This is a genomic window from Variovorax sp. Varisp46 (assembly GCF_059491885.1).
In genome coordinates, this window is sequence record NZ_CP168515.1 from 4786985 (window position 1) to 4807368 (window position 20384).

Genomic DNA, 20384 nt, shown 5'->3' on the forward strand with positions numbered 1-20384 from the left:
TGCACACAATTCAATTGCTCGCTACAATTCGCCCATGCGCTCCACCCCAGCCCCCGCCGACGAAATGCTCAAGCTGGACAACCAGCTGTGTTTCGCCGTGTATTCCGCTTCGCTGGCCATGACGCGGCTCTACAAGCCGGTGCTGGAAAAGCTGCAGCTCACCTACCCCCAGTACCTCGTGATGCTCGCCCTGTGGGAGCAGGACGGCCCCACGGTCTCCGCGCTCGGGGATCGCCTGTCTCTGGACTCCGGCACGCTCACGCCGCTGCTCAAGCGCCTCGAGGCCAACGGCTATGTGGCCCGCGTGCGCGACGTGGCCGACGAGCGCCGCGTGCACATCACGCTGACATCCGCCGGCCGCAAGCTCAAGGGCCGCGCGGCCGGCGTGCCCGAGTGCCTGATGGCGGCGGCCCAGTGCTCGGTGCCCGAGCTGATTTCGCTCACCCAGCAGATCCAGGCCCTGCGCGACCGCATCAGGAAAGCGGCCTGACGCAGCGCAACTTTTTCTCCCGCTTCGATCGCCCCCTCGGGAAAGAACGAAGCTTTTCACCACCCTCCTCCATCATCACCAAAGGAATCACCATGACCACCAAGCTCGACAAAGTGCTCTACACCGCAGAAGCCCACACGGTCGGCGGCCGTGACGGCGCAGGCAAGTCCAGCGACGGCGCCATCGACGTCAAGCTGAGCTCGCCCGGTTCCGGCAAGCCCGGCACCAACCCCGAGCAGCTGTTCGCGGTCGGCTACGCCGCCTGCTTCATCGGCGCGATGAAGGCCGTGGGCCCGAAGATCGGCGTGAAGGTGCCCGAGGACGTCGCCATCGACTCCAGCGTTTCGCTCGGCCCGACCAACGGCGGCGCCGCCTACGGCATCGCCGTGAAGCTGGCGATCACGCTGCCCGGCCTGGACACCGACGCCAAGCAGAAGCTGGTCGACGCCGCTCACCAGGTGTGCCCGTATTCGAACGCAACGCGCGGCAACATCGACGTCGAATTGACGATCGCCTGACCGCTTGCTGCACACGCGAAGAAGCGACCTGGCCACAAGCCGGGTCGCTTTTTTCATGCCCGCCGATGTCTCACGGGTGACGCGCAAACGCGCCGCGCGGTGGCGCCTTTCATCGAGGCTGGCTAACGTAGCCGCATACCAACCGCCCGGAGCCTCGCTCATGAGCACCACCAGCCTTCTCATCCGCAAAGACCAGCTCGCCACCACGCGCCTGCACACCGCCAGCGACGAGCCGCTCGCCGACGGCCAGGTGCGCGTGCGCATCGACAGCTTTGCGCTCACTTCCAACAACATCACCTACGCCGCCTTCGGCGAGGCGATGAGCTACTGGCAGTTCTTTCCGTCCGAGGAAGAAGGCTGGGGCAGCATTCCGGTGTGGGGCTTTGCGAGCGTGGTGCAGTCGCTGCACCCCGGCGTGGCGGTGGGCGAGCGGCTCTACGGCTACTGGCCGATGGCCTCGAGCGCGGTGCTGAGCCCCGACCGGCTGTCGGTCGCGCGCTTCACCGACGCCGCCGCGCACCGCGCCGAGCTGCCCGCGGTCTACAACCAGTACTTCCGCTGCAACGCCGACCCGCTCTACACCACCGAAACCGAAGACCTGCAGGCGCTGCTGCGCCCGCTGTTCATCACCTCGTGGCTCATCGACGACTTCATGGCCGACAACGACTTCTTCGGCGCGAGCACCATGCTGCTGTCGAGCGCATCGAGCAAGACGGCCTTCGGCACGGCCTTTCAGCTGCACCAGCGCAAGGGCATCGAGGTGATCGGCCTGACCTCGCCAGCCAACGTCGCTTTCTGCGAAAGCCTGGGCTGCTATCACCGCGTGGTGACCTACGACGCGCTCGACGGCATCGCGGCGGACACGCCTTGCGTGTACGTCGACTTCGCCGGCAACGGCGGGCTGCGCAACGCCATCCACGAGCGCTTCACGAATCTGAAGTACAGCTGTTCGATCGGCGGCACGCACGTGGAGCAACTCGCCTCCAAGGGCGCGGGCAAGGCCCTGTCGGGCCCGCGCGCCACACTGTTCTTCGCACCGGCGCAGATCAAGAAGCGCACCGCCGAATGGGGCACGGACGAATTCGGCCGGCGCATGGTGGCGGCCTGGCGCAACGTCCTCGCCACGGTGACCGACGTCAACAACCCCTGGCTGCACGCCGAGCACCACCACGGCGGCGAAGCCGTGCAGGCCGCCTACGCGCAGGTGCTGGCCGGCAAGGGCGACCCGCGCACCGGGCATATCCTTTCGCTTTACAAGCAACCGGGCGGGCTGTAACGCCCCCCGGGGCCCGTGTGGCGACAATCGCTGCATGACCCCTTCTCCCGCAGCGCCCGCCAACACCCATCCCTACGAGAGCCTCACGCCCGACGTGGTGCTCGACGCGCTCGCGACCCTCGGCCTGCACGGCGACGGCCGGCTCACCGGCCTGAACTCCTATGAAAACCGGGTCTACCAGGTCTACCTGGAGGATCGCTCGGCGGTGGTGGTCAAGTTCTACCGCCCCGGCCGCTGGAGCGAGGCCGAGATCCTCGAGGAGCACGGCTTCTCGCTCGAACTGGCCGCGGCGGAAGTGCCCGCGGTGGCGCCGCTGGCATTCGACGGCCGCACCCTGCACAACCACGCCGGCTTCGGGTTCAGCGTGAGCCCCTACCGCGGCGGCCGCGCGCCCGAGCTCGACGACTTCGAAGTACTCGAATGGGTCGGCCGCTTCCTCGCGCGCATCCACACCGTGGGCAGCGCCAAGCCTTTCGAGGCCCGCCCCGCGCTGGACCTGCAGACCTTCGGCCTCGATTCGCGCGACTGGCTGCTCGAGAACGACAAGATCCCGCTCGACGTGCAGCGCGACTGGGAAACGGCCTGCAACGCGGCGCTGGACATGGTCCGCGCAACCGCTCTCGCACTGCAGCCGCCGGCCTCCGATTTCAAGCCCCGCAAGCTGCGCCTGCACGGCGACGTGCACCCCGGCAACATCCTTTGGACGCCCACCGACCGCCCTGGCGGCGGCCCGCACTTCGTCGACCTCGACGACGCGCGCACCGGCTTCGCGGTGCAGGACCTGTGGATGCTGCTGTCGGGCGACCGCGCACAGCGCACCTCCCAGCTGTCGGGCCTGCTCGACGGCTACGAGCAGTTCCGCGAATTCGACCGGCGCGAGCTGGCGCTGATCGAGCCGCTGCGCACGCTGCGGCTCATTCACTACAGCGCGTGGCTGGCACGGCGCTGGGAAGACCCGATCTTTCCGATCAACTTTCCGTGGTTCGGCTCCAGCGACTACTGGAAGGGGCAGATCCTCGTGCTGGAAGACCAGTGCGAGCAGATGGCGGAAGAGCCGCTCTACGCCTAGGGATGCCGGCCCCCCGGCTTTTCACTTCGCTTCGCTGCGTGTAATTCGCCACCCCCCGTGGGGGAGGCCCGGCCGCCTTGGGGCGGCCCGGCGGCGGCCGGTTGGACGTCGGCCACGCCCTGCAGCAGACGCTCGACCAGCACGTTGCTCGGCCCCGCGCGCCAGATGCCATAGGCCTCCGACTGCGCCACCACCCGGTCGAGCGGCCTGAACACCGCGCCGCGCAAGGCCGAATGCCGCATCGCCTGCGGCACCAGCGCCACGCCCATGCCCTGCGACACCAGCGAGACCACGGCCAGCCAGTGGCGCACCTCGTGCCGCACCTCGGGCAGGAAGCCCGCGTCGGCGCAGATCGACAGGATGCGCTCGTGGTAGTCGGGCGAGGCCTCGCGCGAGAACAGCACGAAGGGCTGTTCTCGCAGGTCGGCCGGCGCCAGCACGCGCTTGCGGGCGAGCGCATGCCCGGCCGGCAGGCAGGCAACGAAGGGCTCGGACAGCAGCAGCCGGTGCTGCAGTTCGAGGGGCACGCGGCGCGTGTGGGCAAAGCCGAGGTCGAGCCGGTCGTTCAGCAGCTCGGCGATCTGCACGCCGGAGTTGAGTTCGCTCAGCGTGATGCGCACCGCCGGGTGCTTCGCCTGAAAGGCACGCAGTGCCTGCGGCAAGCCCCGGTACAGCATCGCGCCGACAAAGCCGATGCGCAGCCGACCCGCCGAGCCCAGCGCCACATCGCGCGCCTCGATGGCGGCCTCTTCCGCCTGCAACAGCACGCGCCGCGCCGAGATGCGCAGCGCCTCGCCGGCAGGCGTGAGCCGCACTTCCTTGCTGTTGCGTTCGAACAGCCGCGCGCCCACGTTGTCCTCCAGCTGCCGGATCGCCACCGACAGCGGCGGCTGCGAGATCGACAGGCGCCGCGCCGCGCGCCCGAAGTGCAGCTCTTCGGCGAGCACGGAGAAGTAGCGCAGGTGCCGCAGTTCCATGGATAGTCAGATCGAATCGAACAAGACCAAATTGATATTAGACACGGATCGTTGCGGCTTCAACAATGCGGCGAACCAAGGAGACAAAGCGCATGTCCGCAGAGCACGCCCACCCGATTCCCGATCGCCACGGCCAGAACCTGTTCACCACCGATGCCGAGCTGCACGCCCTGCTCGCGCTCTACCTGCCCGACGACCTGCGGCAACATATGCGGCCGCACTTCGAGCGCCTGGGCGGCCTCGCGGGCGGCCTGCTCGACGAGCTGGCCGGCACCGCCGACCGCAACCCGCCCACGCTGAAGCAGCGCACGCGCACCGGTCTCGACGAGCAGAAGGTCGTCAAGCACCCCGCGTACGTGGAAATGGAGCGCCTCGCGCTCGCCGAGTTCGGCCTGGCCGCCATCTCGCACCGCGACGACACGCTGGGCTGGAAGGGCAAGATGCCGCCGCTCGTGAAATACGTGCTGACCTACCTGTTCGTGCAGGCCGAGTTCGGCCTGTGCTGCCCGGTGTCGATGACCGACTCGCTCACGCGCACGCTGAAGAAGTTCGGCAGCCCCGCGCTGGTCGCCAGGTACCTGCCACGCCTGACCTCGCTCGACTTCGACGAACTCGCGCAGGGCGCGATGTTCATGACCGAGCAGGCCGCCGGCTCCGACATCGCTGCCACCGCCACCATGGCGCACGCCGAAGCCGATGGCAGCTGGCGCCTTACCGGCGACAAGTGGTTCTGCTCCAACCCCGACGCCGACTTCGCGATGGTGCTCGCACGCGCCGACGATGGCGCGGCGGGCATGAAGGGCGTGTCGCTGTTCCTGCTGCCGCGCCGGCTCGACGATGGCAGCCTCAACCACTACCGCATCATCCGTTTGAAGGACAAGCTCGGCACGCGCTCGATGGCCAGCGGCGAGATCCGCCTCGAAGGCGCGGTCGCGTACCTCGTGGGCGAAGCGGGCCGCGGCTTCGTGCAGATGGCCGACATGGTCAACAACTCGCGCCTGTCGAACGGCGTGCGGGCCGCCGGCCTGATGCGCCGCGCGGTGGCCGAGGCCGAGTTCATCGCCTCGGAACGCCGCGCCTTCGGCCGCACGCTCGAGCAGATGCCGCTGATGCAGCGCCAGCTCGACAAGCTGCGCCTGCCCGCCGAGCAGGCACGCACGATGGTGTGCCAGACCGCCCTGGCGCTGGCCCGCTCCGATGCCGGCGAGCCCGACGCCTATGCGCTGCTGCGCATCCTCACGCCGCTCATCAAGTTCCGCGCCTGCCGCGATGCGCGCAAGGTCACGGGCGACGCGATGGAAGTGCGCGGCGGCTGCGGCTACATCGAGGAGTGGAGCGACGCGCGCCTCGTGCGCGACGCCCACCTGGGCTCGATCTGGGAGGGCACGAGCAACATCGTGGCGCTCGACGTGATCCGCGCGGTGAAGCGCGAAGGCTCGCTGCCGGTGCTGCGCGCGCACTGCGAGAAGCTGCTCGACGACGCGGCGCTCGCCCCCGGCTTCGCCAAGGCGCTGCGCGATGCGCTGGAGCGCGCCGCCGCGCTGGCCGAAACCGCCGCGCGCGAAGGCGGCGACGTGCTCGCGCGCCAGGCCGCCTCGGCGCTCTACCACTGCACCAGCGCCATCGCGATGGCCTGGGAGGCTGCGCACGGCGGCTCCGCTGCGCGCCTGCGCTGGGCCCAGCTGGTGCTGCTGCACCGCGTGCTGCCGCGCGACCCGCTCTCGCCCGATGCCATGCCCGCGGACTGGAACGCCGCCGCGGTGCGCCCTGCGAAAGCGCTCGCCTGAGCCTCTTTGTCAATTCACAAGAATCGGAGACATCCCTTGAAACGCCTCACCTTCCTGCTGGCCGCCTGCGCCACGTTCATCACGGCACTGCCGGTCGTTCACGCGGCCGATGCCTTTCCCACCAAGCCGCTGATGCTGGTCGTCCCCTTCCCGCCTGGCGGCCCCACCGACGCGATGGCGCGCACGCTCGCCGCCGGGATGAAGGACCGTCTCGGCCAGCCCATGATCGTGGAGAACCGTGCGGGCGCGGGCGGCAACATCGGCGCCGAGTACGTGGCGCGCGCCGAGGCCGACGGCCACACACTGATGTTCGGCACCTCGGGCCCGCTGGCCATCAACGCGAGCCTGTACCGCAAGATCAACTACGACCCGGTGAAAAGCTTCGCACCGGTGATCCAGGTCGGCTACCTGCCCAACATCCTGGTGGTGAACCCCGCGCTGCCGGTGAAGAACGTGCCCGAGCTCGTGGCCTACACCAAGGCCAACCCCGGCAAGCTGAGCTATGCCTCGTCGGGCAACGGCGCGTCGTCGCACCTCGCGGGCGTGCTGTTCAACTCGGTGGCGGGCACCGACCTGCAGCACATTCCGTACAAGGGCACGGGCCCCGCGCTCAACGACCTGCTGGGCAACCAGGTGAGCATGACCTTCACCGACATCCTCACCGCACTGCCCTACGTCAAGGCCGGCAAGCTGCGCGCGCTGGGCGTGGCCACCGTCGCGCGTTCGCAGGCGCTGCCCGACGTGCCGACGATTTCGGAGCAGGGCTACAAGGGCTACGACGTGAGCGTGTTCTTCGGCATCGTCGCGCCGGCCGGCACGCCCGCCGACCGCGTGACCAAGCTCAACCATGCCTTCGCCGAGGTGCTCAACTCGCCCAAGGTGAAGCAGATGTTCGCGTCCCAGGGCCTCGAGGTGCCCGCCGATACGTCACCGCAGAAGCTCGGGCAGTTCATTGGCGCCGAGTCGGCCAAGTGGAAGGACGTGGTGAAGAAGTCTGGGGCTCAGCTCGATTGATACCGCTGTCGTTCGGGGCGCGCTCACGCCGATGGGGGACATTCGCGCAGGGGAGTACCCGGCGGCCTGTGCACGCGCCCCGAAAGACAAGACAAAAGGAACAAGAAATGACACAAGCCCTAGGCGCCCTCGCAGGCATCCGAGTCCTCGACATCTCCCGCATCCTCGGCGGTCCCTACTGCGGCCAGATCCTCGGCGACCACGGCGCCGACGTGCTCAAGGTCGAGCCGCCGCAGGGCGACGACACGCGCACCTGGGGCCCGCCGTTCAAGGAAGGCGTGGCTTCGTATTACCACGGCCTGAACCGCAACAAGCGCGTGCAGCACCTCGACTTCTCGACCGAAGAAGGCCGCGACGCACTGCTCGCTCTGGTGGCCGAGGCCGACGTGCTGATCGAGAACTTCAAGACCGGCACCATGGAGCGCTGGGGCATCGGCTACGAAGCACTGTCGAAGCGCTTCCCCCGCCTGGTGTGGTGCCGCGTGTCGGGCTTCGGCGCCGATGGCCCGCTGGGCGCGCTGCCGGGCTACGACGCCGCCGTGCAGGCCATGACCGGCATCATGAGCATCAACGGCGAGGCCGACGGCGGTCCGCTGCGCGTGGGCCTGCCCGTGGTCGACATGGTGACGGGCCTCAACGCGGTGATCGGCGTGCTGCTCGCGCTGCAGGAGCGCAACCGCAGCGGACGCGGCCAGTTCGTGGAGGCGGCGCTGTACGACAGCGGCCTCTCGCTGCTGCATCCGCACGCCGCCAACTGGTTCATGGACGGCACCGCGCCGCGCCGCACCGGCAATGCGCATCCGAACATCTATCCCTACGACGCGCTGGCCACCGGCACCGATCCCGTGTTCGTCGCGGTCGGCAACGACCGGCAGTTCGCGAGCCTGTGCCGCTGCATCGGCCTGCCCGACCTGGCGGACGATCCGCTCTACCGCACGGCCGGCGCGCGCTCGGTGCACCGCGACGGACTCAAGCAGCAGCTCGAAGCGGCTATGGCCGTGTTCGACGGCCGCGCGCTCGTCGAGCAGCTGATGGCCGCCGGCGTGCCCGCCGCGCCGGTGCTGCCGGTCGATGCCGCGCTCCAGCACCCGCACACGCTGCACCGCGAGATGGTGGTCGAGATGCCCGGCGGCTACCGCGGCATCGGCGCGCCGGTCAAGCTGAGCCGCACGCCGGCAAGCTACCGGCATGCGCCGCTCACGCCGGGCGAGGCGTTCCTTCCCCTGGGCGATTCAACGCAACAGTGAAGATCGCCCGCGGCCGATGCCGTAGTACGCGATGCCCGCGGCTTCGGCCTCGGCCTCGGCCGCGTCGTAGAGATTCCGGCCGTCGAAGATGGCCGGCGTGCGCAGCTCCTTCGCAATGCGCGCGAAGTCGGGCCGGCGGAACTCCGGCCACTCCGTGACGAGCGCCAGCACGTCGGCGCCGCTCAGCGCCTCCTGCGCCGTGGCGCACCAGCGCACATCGTCGCGCTCGCCGACGAGGCTGCGCGCATTCGGCATCGCCGCCGGGTCGTAGGCCTGCACGCCCGCGCCGGCCGCCCGCAGGCGCTCCAGCAGCACGAGGCTGGGCGCGTCGCGCATGTCGTCGGTGTCGGGCTTGAAGGCAAGGCCCCACACGGCGATGGTCTTGCCGGCGATGCGGCCTTCGAAGTGGTGCACCATCAGATCGAACAACCGGCCCTTCTGCGCGTGGTTCGTCGCCTCGACCGCCGAGAGGATGCGCAGCACGTGGCCGTCGCGTTCGGCCGCATGCGTCAGCGCCCGCACGTCCTTCGCGAGGCACGAGCCGCCATAGCCCACGCCGGCCTGCAGGAAGTCGGGCCCGATGCGGCGGTCCGCGCCGATGCCACGCCGCACCATCTCGATGTCGGCACCCGCATGCTCGGCCACGCGCGCCATCTCGTTCATGAAGCTGATGCGGGTGGCGAGCATCGCATTGGCCGCGTACTTGGTCAGTTCGGCCGAGCGGCGGTCCATCACGAGCACCTGCCTGGGGTCGTGCACGAACGGTGCGTAGAGCCGGGTCAGCAGGTCGACGGCCCAGGGGTCTTCGCTGCCGATCACCACGCGGTCCGGCCGCCGGCAGTCGCGCACGGCCGAACCTTCGCGCAGGAACTCCGGGTTCACGGCCACCGCGATGCGAGGCGCAACGCCGCGCCGCGAAAGCTCGCCGTTCAGCACGGCCTCGACCTGCGCCGCCGTGCCCACGGGCGCGGTCGACTTGCACACGACCACCGCCTCTCGGTCGCGGTGCCGCCCGATGCCGGCCGCCACCGCGATCACGTGCCGCAGGTCGACCCGCCCATCGGCATCGGCCGGCGTGTTCACCACGATGAAGAGCACGTCGCCGTGCAGGCAGGCGTCGCGCTCGCCGGCAGTGAATCGCAGTGTTCCGGCGGCCAGGCCGGCGACGACCAGCGCCTCCAGACCGGGCTCGTGCAGCGGCATCAGGCCGCGCTGCAGGCCCTCGATGCGCGCCGGGTCGGCGTCCGCGCAGAGCACCTCGTGGCCCGCTTCGGCCAGGCAGGCGGCGAAGCCCAGGCCCACGTAGCCGGCGCCGAAGATGCTGACCTTCATGGGCGGGCCCACGGCGCCCGACGCTGGTGGAGGGCGCGGTTGTGAGATAAAAGCAGGATGCAAGCCTTCAAAACAAATGTCCGGACAGGAAAATTCGATGATGCCCGATGAAGTTGCTGCGCGATGCGCTCTGGTGCTGGAGACCAACAACCTGCGCGGCGGACCCGATGCCGAAGCCAGGGCGGGCAGCAGCCTGCAACGCCTGGTCGCCCTGCTGGCGAAGCAGAAGCTGCCGCTCGGCGCGCTCGCTCAGGTGGTCATCACGCACGACGGGCTGAGCCCCGCCACCTGCGAGGCCGTGAGCGCGCTCGCGGGCCGCCCGGTCGACTTCGTGCGCATCGACGCGAGCACCGGCTACTATGACGCCAAGAACGCCGGCTTCGCGGCCACCGATGCGCAGCGCTGCACGCACGTGGTGTTCGCCGACGCTGACTGCCTGCCCGACGACGACTGGCTGCTGCAGATGCTGCTGCCCTTCACCCGGGCCGATGCCCCCGCCGTGGTGGCCGGCCGCACCAGCTACGCCGCGAACGTGGTGGGCACCGCGCTCACGACCATCGACTTCATGTACTTTCCCAACGCCGGCCACGCCGGCGCAACGAGCAACTTCTACGCGAACAACGTGGCCTTCCGCCGCGAAGTGTTCGAAGAGCACAGCTACCAGGCGCTCGACGGCGTGTACCGCGCGCACTGCCAGGTGCTGGGCATGCGGCTGAAGACGGCGGGCGTGCCCATCCACTACGCCGCGGCGGCCCACACCGAACATCGCCTGCCCGACACGCGCGCCGAGGCGCTCAAGCTGCGCTGGATGCGCGGACAGGACACGTACTCGCTCACGCCGCACCTGCTGCGCAGCTATGTGTCGCCGCGCTGGCAGTGGCTCGCCAGGAGCGGGCCGATCGGGCCGCTGTGCGTGCTGTTCACGCGGCTGGGTTTCAGCATGAAGGCGCTGAACCACCAAGACCTGCCGCCGCTGCGCGGACTGCGCTGGCTGGCGGGCGTGGCACTCATCCTCGGCTTCTCGGCCGTCGATATGCTGGGCGCGTTCGCGCGCGGCATCGGCTGGCACACCACGGGCCGCACCAACGCCGACGCGCAGGCGCTTTCGTATCACCGGCCCTGATCGCCGCTGTCCAGAAGAACAACAACCAAAGACCATGCACATCCTCTCTTCGCTTTCCGTTCGCCGCGCGACGCTGGGCCTCGCGCTCGCGGGCGCCTTCACCCTTGCCAGCGCCGCCGACTTCACCGGCCGCGGCGTCTTCAATTTCAGGTCCGAAGCCGGCTGCCCCTTCGCCGCGCTCGCGGGCGCCGGCAACGACTGCAACCGCCTCGCCCTCGACGACCCCGACACGCGCGCCGCGCTCGACAGCGCCGCGCACACCATCCGCTTCACCAACACCCGCAGCTACGCCGGCAAGACCATCGTCGGCGACGTGCTGCTGCAGGGCTCGGGCCAGGCGCGCAACGGCCAGCGCGTGCCGCTGACCTTCCATGCGCTGCTGAGCCGCTCGGGCAGCGACTGGTCGGTGAGCAGCCATGCGCACTCGCCCGTCGGCGACGAGTTCAGCGACATCAGGATCGACCCCTATCAGGTGGTCGTGAGCGAGGCGAAAAACGCCGAGCGCGTGGTGCTCACGGCCGACCAGGTCGTCGCGGCGCTGGCCAGGCCTTCGCTGACCGCGCGACTGGCCAACGTGCTGGTGCAGGTCGACGACAACCGCACCGATGGCGCAAAGGATGCCGACATCACCATCGGCCTCGGCCTGGGCAAGGCCTCGAAGTCGGTGGCGCGCGCACGCTTTCGCGCACCGGGCGCCAAGGGACGCGAGCTGGCCGAGGCCATGCAGCAGGGCAACTGGACACTGGAGCTGCAGGCCCTGAGCGGCCAGATTCCGCGCCAGGTGGTGCAGCGCGACCTGTTCCTGTACGGGCTCGAATCGCAGTCGCTGCTTCAGCCGCTGCTGCAGCGCGGCTTCCACAAGAACGAGAAGCTGGTGCTCGGCGCTGTCAACGGCAAGGGCTACGTGCGCTACGACGGCCAGCAGCGCGAGTTCGCAGGCGCCGACGCCGCCGCGCGCGCCTTCCTGCAGGACAGCTTCATCGGGCTGGTGCTGGGCTGGCAGCAACAGCACCAGCGGCAACAACCCGCGAAGGCCGGGGCCAATGGCCGCTGACCCGGTCGGCGCCGCGCCCGGCTTCGATTGCCTCGCCCCGCCTTCGTTGCGCGGCTGGCCCGCCCTGCAGGCGCGCCTCGTGCACCACGTCAAGCGCGCCGCGCTGCGCCAGCTGCACGCGAGCAACGCGGGCGAGATGCTGCTGCTGCGCTTCTACCTCGTGGGCGAGGAATCGTCCGAGCAGGCGCTGCAGCGCGAGCTGCGCATCGCCCCGCCCGAGTGGCTGGTGCGCCAGCTCGACCAGCACCTGGCCGACGAGCAATTGCATGCGCGCCTGTTCGCCGAAGCCATCGTCGAGCGCGGCGGCAGTGCGCTGGCCGCCGCATCGCCCGAAGAGGCGCCGCAGCCCGACTGGTTCAGCCGCCGCAAGCTCGCGCGCTGGCAGGCGCTCATTCGCCGCCATGCACCGCACTTCGCGCACGGCGGGCTGGTGCCGGCCTATGCCATCGGCCTCGCGGCCGAGCAGATGGCTTCGCGCATCCTGCAGCGCCATTGCGCGCTGATCGGCTCGCAGCATGCGCTGCACCCGCTGCTGTCGCGCGTGCTGGCCGACGAGGATCGCCACATCCGCCTGTGCAGCCGCACGCTGCAGCGCTGCGTGGCGCCGCACGAGCAGGCGCGGCTCGTGCAGCTGATGCGCGAGGTGCGCGACACCGAGCGCGGCTTCGGCATCACCGGCGCGGCCGGCATGTGGCTCGCCGGCATGGCGCTGCGGCTGCGCCCCGGCGCAGCGCGGCCCGTCCGGCACCACGCCTGAGCGATGCCGCCGCGCATCCTCTACCTCGCGACCGCGGACGCGCGCGGCCACCTGATGCGCGCGCAGCTGCTTGCGCATGCGCTGCGCGCGGCCGGCGCGCAGGTGCAGGTGCTCACCACGTCCGACGAAGGCGCGCGCTTCCTCGCCGGCTTCGGCATCGATGCACCGGTGCTTTCGCACCACTATGCGGTGCAGTTCGACGCGCAGCAGAACATGCTGCGCCGCGAGACCGACCGCAACGTGGCGCACTACATGTTCCGGCCCGAGCGCATGCTGCGCGACGTGTGGCGGCTGCGTGGGCATTTCCGCGATGCCGACCTGGTGGTGAACGACTCTTTCCACCCCGCGCTGCTGCTGATGGGCTGGCTGCCGTTCTGGCGGCGCAAGGTGGTGCACGTGTACGGCGCCAGCCTGCGGCGCGCGCTCGAAACCAACTTCAAGGGCCGCATGCCGGACGCCGTCGCGAAGCTGTTCGGCGGCATCGTGGCGTGGCAGATCGACCGCAGCCTCGCGCGCATCGAGCACGACTTCGCGTACGGCGAGCCGCAGCACGACGGGCATGGCCGCCACCGGCTGGCCACACCCGTCGCGGTGGTGGACGCCGTGGACCGGAGCGATGCCGCGGAGCATGCCGCCGCCGTGTACCTCAACCCGCATTTCAGGGACCCGGCATTGGCCGACGGCCTCGAACAGGGCCTCGCCGACGCGGGCCTGCCCGCGCACTTCGTCGGCGAAGGCTACGCCCACCGGCCGCACTGGCATGCGCGCGACGAGCGCTGGATCGAGGCGGCCGCGCACAGCGCCTTCATCGTCTCTGCGCCAGGCATGGCGGCGCTGTCCATCGCGGCGGTCTACCGCAAGCCGATCCTGCTGCTGCTGACCGACCAGCCCGAGCAGGCGATCAACGCGGGCCGCGCGGCACAACTCGGCCTGGCGCACCGCGTGGTGGTGTGGCGCGGCGATGCCCCGAAGTTCGCGCGGGCCGTGGCTGCTGCGGCCAGCGAGCTGCGCGCCACTCCGACGGATGCATCGCATGCCGTCGAGGGTCGCCAGGCGGCCATCGACCGGCTGCAGCATTGGGTCGCGCTGCTGTTGCGCCTGGCGGCCGCGCCGGCTACCCGGTGACCCCGCGCGCCGAATCGACCAGCGCGCGGAATGCACGCGTCATCGCGCGCACCGGGGACATCTCGGACCACCGTGCGGGCCTGGCCTGCGGCGGTGCCGAGATCACGCCCCGGCCCATGCGCAGCGACACCTGCAGCTTCCTGAGCGTGAAGGCCGGCCGCACTGCGCCCCGGCGCGCGCTGCCGCCGAGCCCGGTGCCGGCGACGACGAATTGCAGCACCAGGCACTTGCGCCCCGCTACCGGGTGGATCTCGAACACCAAGCTGCGCCGCCGCGCGCCCGTGACGCGCTGGCCGGGCAGCACCACGCCGTCGAACATGGCGTGAACACCGGTGGCCTTGGCATTGCTGCGGTAATCGATGCGCACCTCGACGCGGTGCGGCTGCGGGTGCGTCAGTGCGGGCAGCGGCACGACGAGGCAGGCCAGTTCTCCCTCGCTGCGCGCGCCCTCGCCATCGAAACCCGACCAGCCGTAGCTCAGCCAGCTCGTCGCGGGGCTGCCGGGGTGGAACAGATAGGGGCGGCCCGGCTGCAGCCCGGCCACTTCCGGCAGGCCGTGGGCCTGGTCGTCGAGGCCCCAGCGCAGCAGGAAGGCGCGATCGATCGCCGCCGCCGGCCAGGCCGGGAAGAGCTTCGGCGCGGCATCGCCGTTGACGCCGCTCATGCCGCAAGCCGCCGCCATGAAGTCCATCGACCCCAGCGCGGCGCCCACCGGCATCCAGTCCGAGCAGGCTGCGGGCAGCAATGCGGCCGCGCTGCGGTCGGCGCAGATCAGCGCGTGGGCGGGCTTGCGGAAGTAGCGCGCCTCAGTCAGCACGCTCGACGACAGGCTGGCGGCGAAGTGCACGTTGGCCGCCGACAGCAGCGCGTAGGTGTTCCCCTGCGTCCACGCCACGTTGGGAATGGCGCGCGCGATGGGCGCCAGATCGTGCAGTGCGGGCTCGTAAGGGTGCGGCTTGATGACCAGCAGGTCCACGCCGCTCGCCAGTTCGCGCAGCGGCGCGATCACGCCGGCCGGATGCATGGTGCGCCCGCCGCTGACCAGTGACAGGTCGACCAGGCTCTGGCCGAAGAACAGCCCCACGCGCAGGCGCGCATCGAACAGCGAAGCCATGCCGTGGCGCGCGAAGCGGCCCTGGAGCGCGCTCGCGTGGTTCCAGAACAGCTCTTCGTCCACGCGGAGCGCCCGCAGCGCTGCCTCGATGGCCGGGTCGTTGGTGCGCGCGCAGAAGTGCAGGTGCTCCGTGAAGCGGCGCGGATCGATCTCGATGTCGAGGTAGCTCGCACCGCTGCCGTCGATGAAGTGCTGCAGCGCGGGCGTGAGGCCCCAGCCGATCACGAGGCAACCGGGTTCGAGCATCGGCAGGCCTTCGCGCCCGGCCAGCGGCAGCAGGTCGGCGATGCAGGCGCGCGCCCAGCCGGCCGGGGTGCAGGGAAGTTCCAGCCTCTTCATGAGGCGCGCGACGTCGATATCGCCGCCGTCGGACAGCGGCGCGATCTCGCGCACCGGCAGGCCCAGCCGGCCCAGCGCGGTGTCGAAAAAGCCCCGCAGGAAGCGCCGGTTGGCCGCGTGGTGCTGAAGCCCGTTGGCAGGAGAGCGGAAGAAGTCGTCCGCAAGAATGACTTGATGGAACCGGCGAGTGGTCATGGGCCTCGGGAGGACCGGCCTGCCCTTTTGCAAGCCGTCTCGCCGACCTTTTTCTGTGCGATGCACCAATCTAGGCAGCGACTCTTAGCCCGCCGTGAGAAAGGTGCCGCGCCTGCGCAAAGCTGGCGTAAAGAGCAAGCCTTGCAGGCTTCAGTCCAGCGACAGGTTGAGGTCGCGGATCAACGGATGCCAGCGCGCCGACTCTCCCTGCAGCAGCGCCGCGAACTGCGCGGGTGCGTCGCCCACGGGCTCGACGCCGAACTCGGCGAGCTTGCGCTGCACGGAGGGATTGTGGATGGCGCTGGCCACCGATCGCTGCAGCCGCGCCACGATCTCGCCCGGCGTATTGGCCGGCACTACCAGCCCCATGAGCGCGGCGGCCTCCACCCGCGGCATGCCAAGCTCGGCAAAAGTCGGCACGCCGGGCAGTTGCGCGAGGCGCGTGGGATGCGCCACCGCGAGCGCGCGCAGCTTGCCGCTCTGGATGAAGCGGCGTGACGCGGCCAGGTCGCACATCATCACCGGCAGCTGGCCGCCGGCCACGTCGGCCAGCGCAGGCGCGGTACCGCGGTAGGGCACGTGCACCATCTGCAGCCCGGCCTGCCGCTCGAGCAGCTCCATCGCAAGGTGCTGCGGGCTGCCGGTGCCGGCCGAGGCGAAGCTGACCTTGCCGGGAAAGGCCCGTGCATCGTCGATGAAGGCCCGCGCGTCCTTCACGCCGCTGGACGGGCCGACCAGCAGCACCATCGGCAGCCGCCCCAGCAGCGTGACGGGCGCAAAGTCGCGCGAAGGGTTGTAGCTGAGGTTGCGGTACAGCGCCGGGTTGAACACCAGCGTGCCGTTGTCGGCCGACAGCAGCGTGTAGCCGTCGGCCGGCGCGCGCGCGGCCTCGACAGCGCCAAGCGCGGTGTTGCCGCCCGCGCGGTTCTCGATGGTCACCGGCTGGCCCGCGTCGATGGCGAGCTGGGTGCCGATGGTGCGCGCGACGATGTCGGCCCCGGCCCCGGCGGGGTACGGAACGATCCAACGGATGGGCTTGGCGGGATAGGCCGACTGCGCCTGCGCCGCGCGGGGCAGCGCCGCCGCCGCAAGGGCGGCCACGGCCAGGAAATGCAGCAGCAGCGGGCGGCGAGTCATGGGCGGGGCGTCTCCGGCTCGATGTTAGGCCGGGTTCGGGCGGCCCTGCTGGTCTCGAGGCCTTGCCGCGCCGCGCCTCAGGGGGCGACGGGATTGCCGGGCGTGCCTGCTTCGCGCAGCGAGCCTGGCGCAGCGACCGGCGTGCGGTAGGTGACGTTCACGGCCGGCGCCTGGGGCTCCGGCGGCGGCCGTGCGATCTTGACGAGAGGCGCCCTGGCCGCCGTGGCGGGTGCAGCGGACGCGATCGACGGCACGGGCTGGACGGGCTGGGCGGGTGCAGGAGCCGGTGCGGCGGCCACCGCGCCCGGCGCCACGGTGCCCGCCGGCGCCGCCTTGGGGTCGTAGAGCACCGTGCCCTTGCTGACCCCCGCGCCCACCGGCCCCACCCCGACGCCCACGCCGGCCGAGCCCGACACCTGCCCGCCGTTGTTGACGGCCACGCCGGCGCCGAGCGGACCGAAGCCGGTGTTGAGCCCCACCGAGAAATTGCCGTCCTTGGTGGCGCCCAGCCCGAGCGAGAGCCCGGGCACCAGCGGAATGCCGATGTGATAGTGCGAACAGCCGCCCGTCAGAAGCAAGAGCAGCGCGGCCGGAACGACCGCCGCTGCGCGAAGGACGCGCGGCCGGGTGTTCACACCAGCAGCGCGTTGACGCGCCTCACGTACGCGGCAGGATCGGCCGGCAGCCCGCCTTCAGCGAGCAGCGCCTGGTCGAACAGGATGTTCGCGAGGTCGTCGAAGTGCGAGGAGCCTTCGAGCTTCTTCACCAGCGGATGCTCGGCGTTCACTTCGAGCACCGGCTTCAACTCGGGCGCGGGCTGGCCGGCCTGCTTGAGCATGCGCGCGAGCTGCGTGCTCATGCCGCCGTCCTGCACCACGAGGCAGGCGGGCGAGTCGACCAGTCGCGTGGTCACGCGAACGTCCTCGGCCTTGTCCTTGAGGGCTTCCTTGAGCTTCTCGAGCATGGGCTTGAACGACTCGGCGGCTTCCTCGGCGGCCTTCTTCTCGGACTCGTCCTGCAGCTTGCCGAGGTCGACCGCGCCCTTGGCCACGCTCTGCAGCGGCGTGCCGTCGAATTCGTTGAGGTAGTTCAGCGCCCATTCATCGACGCGATCGGTCATGAGCAGCACCTCGATGCCCTTCTTCTTGAAGACCTCGAGCTGCGGGCTGTTCTTCGCGGCGGCGAGCGTGTCGGCCGTGATGTAGTAGATCGCGTCCTGGCCTTCCTTCATGCGCGCCTTGTAGTCGGCGAAGCTCACGCTCACCGCATCGGTGGTGGTGGAGGCATAGCGCAGCAGCTTGGCGATGCGGTCGCGGTTGCCGAAGTCTTCGCCCAGGCCTTCCTTGAGCACGGCGCCGAACTCGGCGTAGAACTTGGCGTACTTGCCCGATTCGTCGGCGGCCGCAACGGCGGCCTCAGCGGCGGTCGGCGCGTTCTTGTCGACCACGTCGGTCACTGCCTCGGTCGGCTCGGGCGCGGGCACCGATTCGCCCGAGCCCACGTCGATCCTGCCCTCGCCGCTCTCGGGCGCGGTCTTCTGCTTCTTCGCCAGGTCTTCCAGCATGCCGAGCACGCGCTTGGTGCTGCCTTCGCGGATCGCCTTCACGTCGCGGCTTTCCTGCAGCAGCTCGCGGCTCACGTTGAGCGGCAGGTCGGCCGAGTCGATCACGCCCTTCACGAAGCGCAGGTAGCTGGGCATCAGCGCCTCGGCGTCGTCCATGATGAAGACGCGCTTCACGTAGAGCTTCACGCCCGCGCTCTTCTCGCGGTTCCAGAGGTCGAACGGGGCCTTGGCCGGAATGTAGAGCAGCTGCGTGTACTCGGTGCTGCCTTCCACGCGGTTGTGGCTCCAGGCGAGCGGTGCCTCGTAGTCGTGGCTGATGCTCTTGTAGAACTCCTCGTACTGCTCGGCGGTGATGTCCTTCTTGGGGCGGCTCCACAGGGCGTTGGCCTTGTTGACGGTTTCCCACTCGCCGGTCTTCACCATGTCGCCGGGCTGGTCGTTCTCGCCCTCTTTCCACTCCTCCTTTTCCATCAGGATGGGCAGGGAGATGTGGTCGGAGTACTTGCCGACGATCTGCTTGATCTTCCAGGCGTTGAGGTATTCGTCGGCGTCGTCGCGCAGATGCAGCGTGATGCTGGTGCCGCGCGCGGCGCGCGTGATGTCGGCCACCTCGAAGTCGCCGGCGCCGCCGCTGGCCCAGCGCACGCCCTGGTCGGCCGGCAGGCCCGCGCGGCGCGATTCGACCGTGATCTTGTCGGCCACGATGAAGCCCGAGTAGAAGCCCACGCCGAACTGGCCGATCAACTGCGCATCGGCCTTCTGGTCGCCGCTCAGGCGGCTCATGAAGTCCTTGGTGCCGCTCTTGGCGATGGTGCCAAGGTTGTCGATGGCCTCCTGGCGCGACAGGCCGATGCCCTTGTCGGTGATCGTGAGCGTGCGCGCGGCCTTGTCGAACGACAGGCGCACGTCGAGCTCGGGCTGGTCTTCGTACAGCTCGGGATGGTCGAGCGCCTCGAAGCGCAGCTTGTCGCATGCGTCCGACGCGTTCGAGATCAGCTCGCGCAGGAAGATTTCCTTGTTCGAGTAGAGCGCATGCGTGACGAGGTGCAGCAGTTGCGCGACTTCGGCCTGGAACGGGAGTTTGGTGTTGGAGGAGTCAGCCATGGGGAAAAAAGATATCGAACAAAAAATTCTAAGTCCAGCCGCCAGGATCGGGCCGGGCTCGCCAAATTCGTGATCTGGGGCCTGTGTCCGGGAAAACAACAGGCTCCTGCGAACGGCCTACCGCGGCTGCGACTCGACTTCGCGCGTCCAGCGGTCGATCAGCCGCTTGCGCTCGGCCGCCTTTCCGTACTTCTCGAAGTCGTACTTGATGAGCTTCACGTCGGCCATCGAGGGGATGCGGGGGTCCGGCTTGAAGGTCTTGTTGGCCGGCGACTGCAGGCTGCCGACGGTTCCACCGATGGCCTGGCCCGCCGGGCTCATGAGCCAGTCGTAGTAGCGCTTTGCGTTCTCCTTATTGCGCGCGCCCTTCACGAGCGCGATGCCGCCGACCTCGTAGCCCGTGCCTTCGCAGGGCGCGGCGGTCTTCACGGGAAATTTGTCGTAGCGCCAGCGCTCGAAGCCGAAGATGAAGCTCACGCCGATGGCCACTTCCCCCTTGGCCACGTTGGGCGCCTGCGCCTGCCCGCTGCGGGTATAGCTGGTGATGTTGCGATGCAGCTTCTTCAGGTACTCGAAGGCCGCGTCCTCGCCCATCTGCTGCACCAGGCCCGCAATGATGGTGTAGGCCGTGCCGCTGGAGGCCGGGTGCGAGATCTCGATCTCGCCCTTGTACTCGGGCCTGACCAGATCGGCCCAGCACCTCGGCTCGCGCAGCTTCTTTTTCTTCAGCAGGTCGGTGTTGAAGCCGAAGCCGATGGCGCTCGTGTAGAAGCCGCCCACCATGTTCTGCGACAGCGCGTACTGCCGCACCGCCCAGTCGTGCAGGTCGTTGATGTAGGCCGGGCGATAGGGTTCGAGCAGGCCCTGCTCGGCCGCCTGCAGGAACGGGTCGCCGGTGCCGCCCCACCAGATGTCGGTCTTGGGGTTGGCGGCTTCCGCGCGCAGTTGCGCGCCGATCTCGCCGGTGCCCTTGTGCGCCTGCTGCACCTTGATCCCGGTCTCGCGCGTGAAGGCGGTGGCGGCCGCCTCGCACCAGCCGGCGTCGGTGCTGCACAGCGCGTTGACGGTGCCCTGCGCCGCGGCGTTCGGTGCGCCCAGGAGGGCCGTTGCCGCAACGCATGCGGCAGCGGCAATGTGTCGGATGGGGTGCATGCGCGGGTCT

18 protein-coding genes are annotated in these 20384 nt (G+C 69.7%); 11 read left to right on the top strand and 7 right to left on the bottom strand.

Annotated features, from left to right (window positions below; genetic code table 11):
• The first annotated feature begins 34 nt into the window (after positions 1–34).
• The 4 genes from ACEN9N_RS22690 to ACEN9N_RS22705 all read left to right on the top strand — a co-directional run bounded on the left by ACEN9N_RS22690 (position 35) and on the right by ACEN9N_RS22705 (position 3353).
• A complete protein-coding gene (locus ACEN9N_RS22690) occupies positions 35–490 on the top strand; it encodes a MarR family winged helix-turn-helix transcriptional regulator (RefSeq protein WP_413315229.1) in 456 nt (151 codons plus the stop codon).
• Between the two features lie 92 nt (positions 491–582).
• On the top strand, positions 583–1008 hold the full coding sequence (locus tag ACEN9N_RS22695) for an organic hydroperoxide resistance protein (RefSeq protein ID WP_007838334.1): 426 nt from the start codon (positions 583–585) through the stop codon (positions 1006–1008).
• Positions 1009–1168: 160 nt separating this feature from the next.
• On the top strand, positions 1169–2284 hold the full coding sequence (locus tag ACEN9N_RS22700; protein ID WP_495654572.1) for a DUF2855 family protein: 1116 nt from the start codon (positions 1169–1171) through the stop codon (positions 2282–2284).
• 34 nt (positions 2285–2318) lie between these two features.
• On the top strand, positions 2319–3353 hold the full coding sequence (locus ACEN9N_RS22705; RefSeq protein ID WP_007838336.1) for a serine/threonine protein kinase: 1035 nt from the start codon (positions 2319–2321) through the stop codon (positions 3351–3353).
• Here the strand turns inward: ACEN9N_RS22705 and ACEN9N_RS22710 are convergent.
• Positions 3350–4330 carry a LysR family transcriptional regulator gene (locus ACEN9N_RS22710; protein ID WP_413315231.1) on the bottom strand — a complete coding sequence of 327 codons (981 nt, stop codon included), beginning with the start codon at positions 4328–4330 and terminating at the stop codon, positions 3350–3352. The genes ACEN9N_RS22705 and ACEN9N_RS22710 overlap by 4 nt on opposite strands.
• A 92-nt stretch (positions 4331–4422) precedes the next feature.
• Here ACEN9N_RS22710 and ACEN9N_RS22715 point away from each other — a divergent pair, with 92 nt between their 5' ends.
• From ACEN9N_RS22715 to ACEN9N_RS22725, 3 genes are all read left to right on the top strand, one after another.
• The gene (locus ACEN9N_RS22715) at positions 4423–6117 is read left to right on the top strand and encodes an acyl-CoA dehydrogenase family protein (protein WP_413315232.1); all 1695 of its coding nucleotides are present in this window, start codon (positions 4423–4425) and stop codon (positions 6115–6117) included.
• A 36-nt stretch (positions 6118–6153) separates the two neighbouring features.
• Complete coding sequence (locus ACEN9N_RS22720) at positions 6154–7131, top strand: Bug family tripartite tricarboxylate transporter substrate binding protein (protein ID WP_495654573.1); 978 nt, start codon at positions 6154–6156, stop codon at positions 7129–7131.
• Positions 7132–7238: 107 nt separating this feature from the next.
• Positions 7239–8378 (top strand): CaiB/BaiF CoA transferase family protein, encoded by a 1140-nt coding sequence (locus tag ACEN9N_RS22725; protein WP_413315234.1) that lies wholly within the window; start codon positions 7239–7241, stop codon positions 8376–8378.
• Here ACEN9N_RS22725 and ACEN9N_RS22730 read toward each other — a convergent pair.
• Positions 8364–9710, bottom strand: a complete 1347-nt coding sequence (locus ACEN9N_RS22730; RefSeq protein WP_495654574.1) for a UDP-glucose dehydrogenase family protein — start codon at positions 9708–9710, stop codon at positions 8364–8366. The two genes, ACEN9N_RS22725 and ACEN9N_RS22730, sit on opposite strands and share 15 nt — an antisense overlap.
• A gap of 97 nt (positions 9711–9807) precedes the next feature.
• Between ACEN9N_RS22730 and ACEN9N_RS22735 the strand changes: the two genes are divergently transcribed.
• The 4 genes from ACEN9N_RS22735 to ACEN9N_RS22750 are packed head-to-tail and all read left to right on the top strand — an operon-like array spanning position 9808 to position 13769.
• Positions 9808–10833, top strand: a complete 1026-nt coding sequence (locus ACEN9N_RS22735; protein WP_495654575.1) for a glycosyltransferase family 2 protein — start codon at positions 9808–9810, stop codon at positions 10831–10833.
• A 34-nt stretch (positions 10834–10867) separates the two neighbouring features.
• The gene (locus ACEN9N_RS22740) at positions 10868–11887 is read left to right on the top strand and encodes a hypothetical protein (protein WP_495654576.1); all 1020 of its coding nucleotides are present in this window, start codon (positions 10868–10870) and stop codon (positions 11885–11887) included.
• The gene (locus ACEN9N_RS22745; RefSeq protein WP_007838046.1) at positions 11877–12644 is read left to right on the top strand and encodes a hypothetical protein; all 768 of its coding nucleotides are present in this window, start codon (positions 11877–11879) and stop codon (positions 12642–12644) included. Before ACEN9N_RS22740 ends, ACEN9N_RS22745 begins: the two co-directional genes overlap by 11 nt.
• Positions 12645–12647: 3 nt before the next feature.
• Entirely contained in the window at positions 12648–13769 is a 1122-nt protein-coding gene (locus ACEN9N_RS22750) for a glycosyltransferase family protein (RefSeq protein WP_495654577.1), read from the top strand.
• Here the strand turns inward: ACEN9N_RS22750 and ACEN9N_RS22755 are convergent.
• The 5 genes from ACEN9N_RS22755 to ACEN9N_RS22775 form a co-directional block, all read right to left on the bottom strand.
• Positions 13759–15417, bottom strand: coding sequence for a hypothetical protein (locus ACEN9N_RS22755; RefSeq protein ID WP_495654578.1), 1659 nt, complete (start codon positions 15415–15417; stop codon positions 13759–13761). The genes ACEN9N_RS22750 and ACEN9N_RS22755 overlap by 11 nt on opposite strands.
• A 150-nt stretch (positions 15418–15567) precedes the next feature.
• Positions 15568–16554: a Bug family tripartite tricarboxylate transporter substrate binding protein gene (locus ACEN9N_RS22760; protein ID WP_495654579.1), complete on the bottom strand. Its 987-nt coding sequence runs from the start codon at positions 16552–16554 to the stop codon at positions 15568–15570.
• A 77-nt stretch (positions 16555–16631) separates the two neighbouring features.
• Positions 16632–17189, bottom strand: coding sequence for a hypothetical protein (locus ACEN9N_RS22765; RefSeq protein WP_495654580.1), 558 nt, complete (start codon positions 17187–17189; stop codon positions 16632–16634).
• Positions 17186–19222, bottom strand: coding sequence for a molecular chaperone HtpG (gene htpG / locus ACEN9N_RS22770; RefSeq protein ID WP_495654581.1), 2037 nt, complete (start codon positions 19220–19222; stop codon positions 17186–17188). Before htpG ends, ACEN9N_RS22765 begins: the two co-directional genes overlap by 4 nt.
• Positions 19223–19339: 117 nt before the next feature.
• Positions 19340–20374 carry an ABC transporter substrate-binding protein gene (locus tag ACEN9N_RS22775; RefSeq protein ID WP_495654582.1) on the bottom strand — a complete coding sequence of 345 codons (1035 nt, stop codon included), beginning with the start codon at positions 20372–20374 and terminating at the stop codon, positions 19340–19342.
• Between the last annotated feature and the right edge of the window lie 10 nt (positions 20375–20384).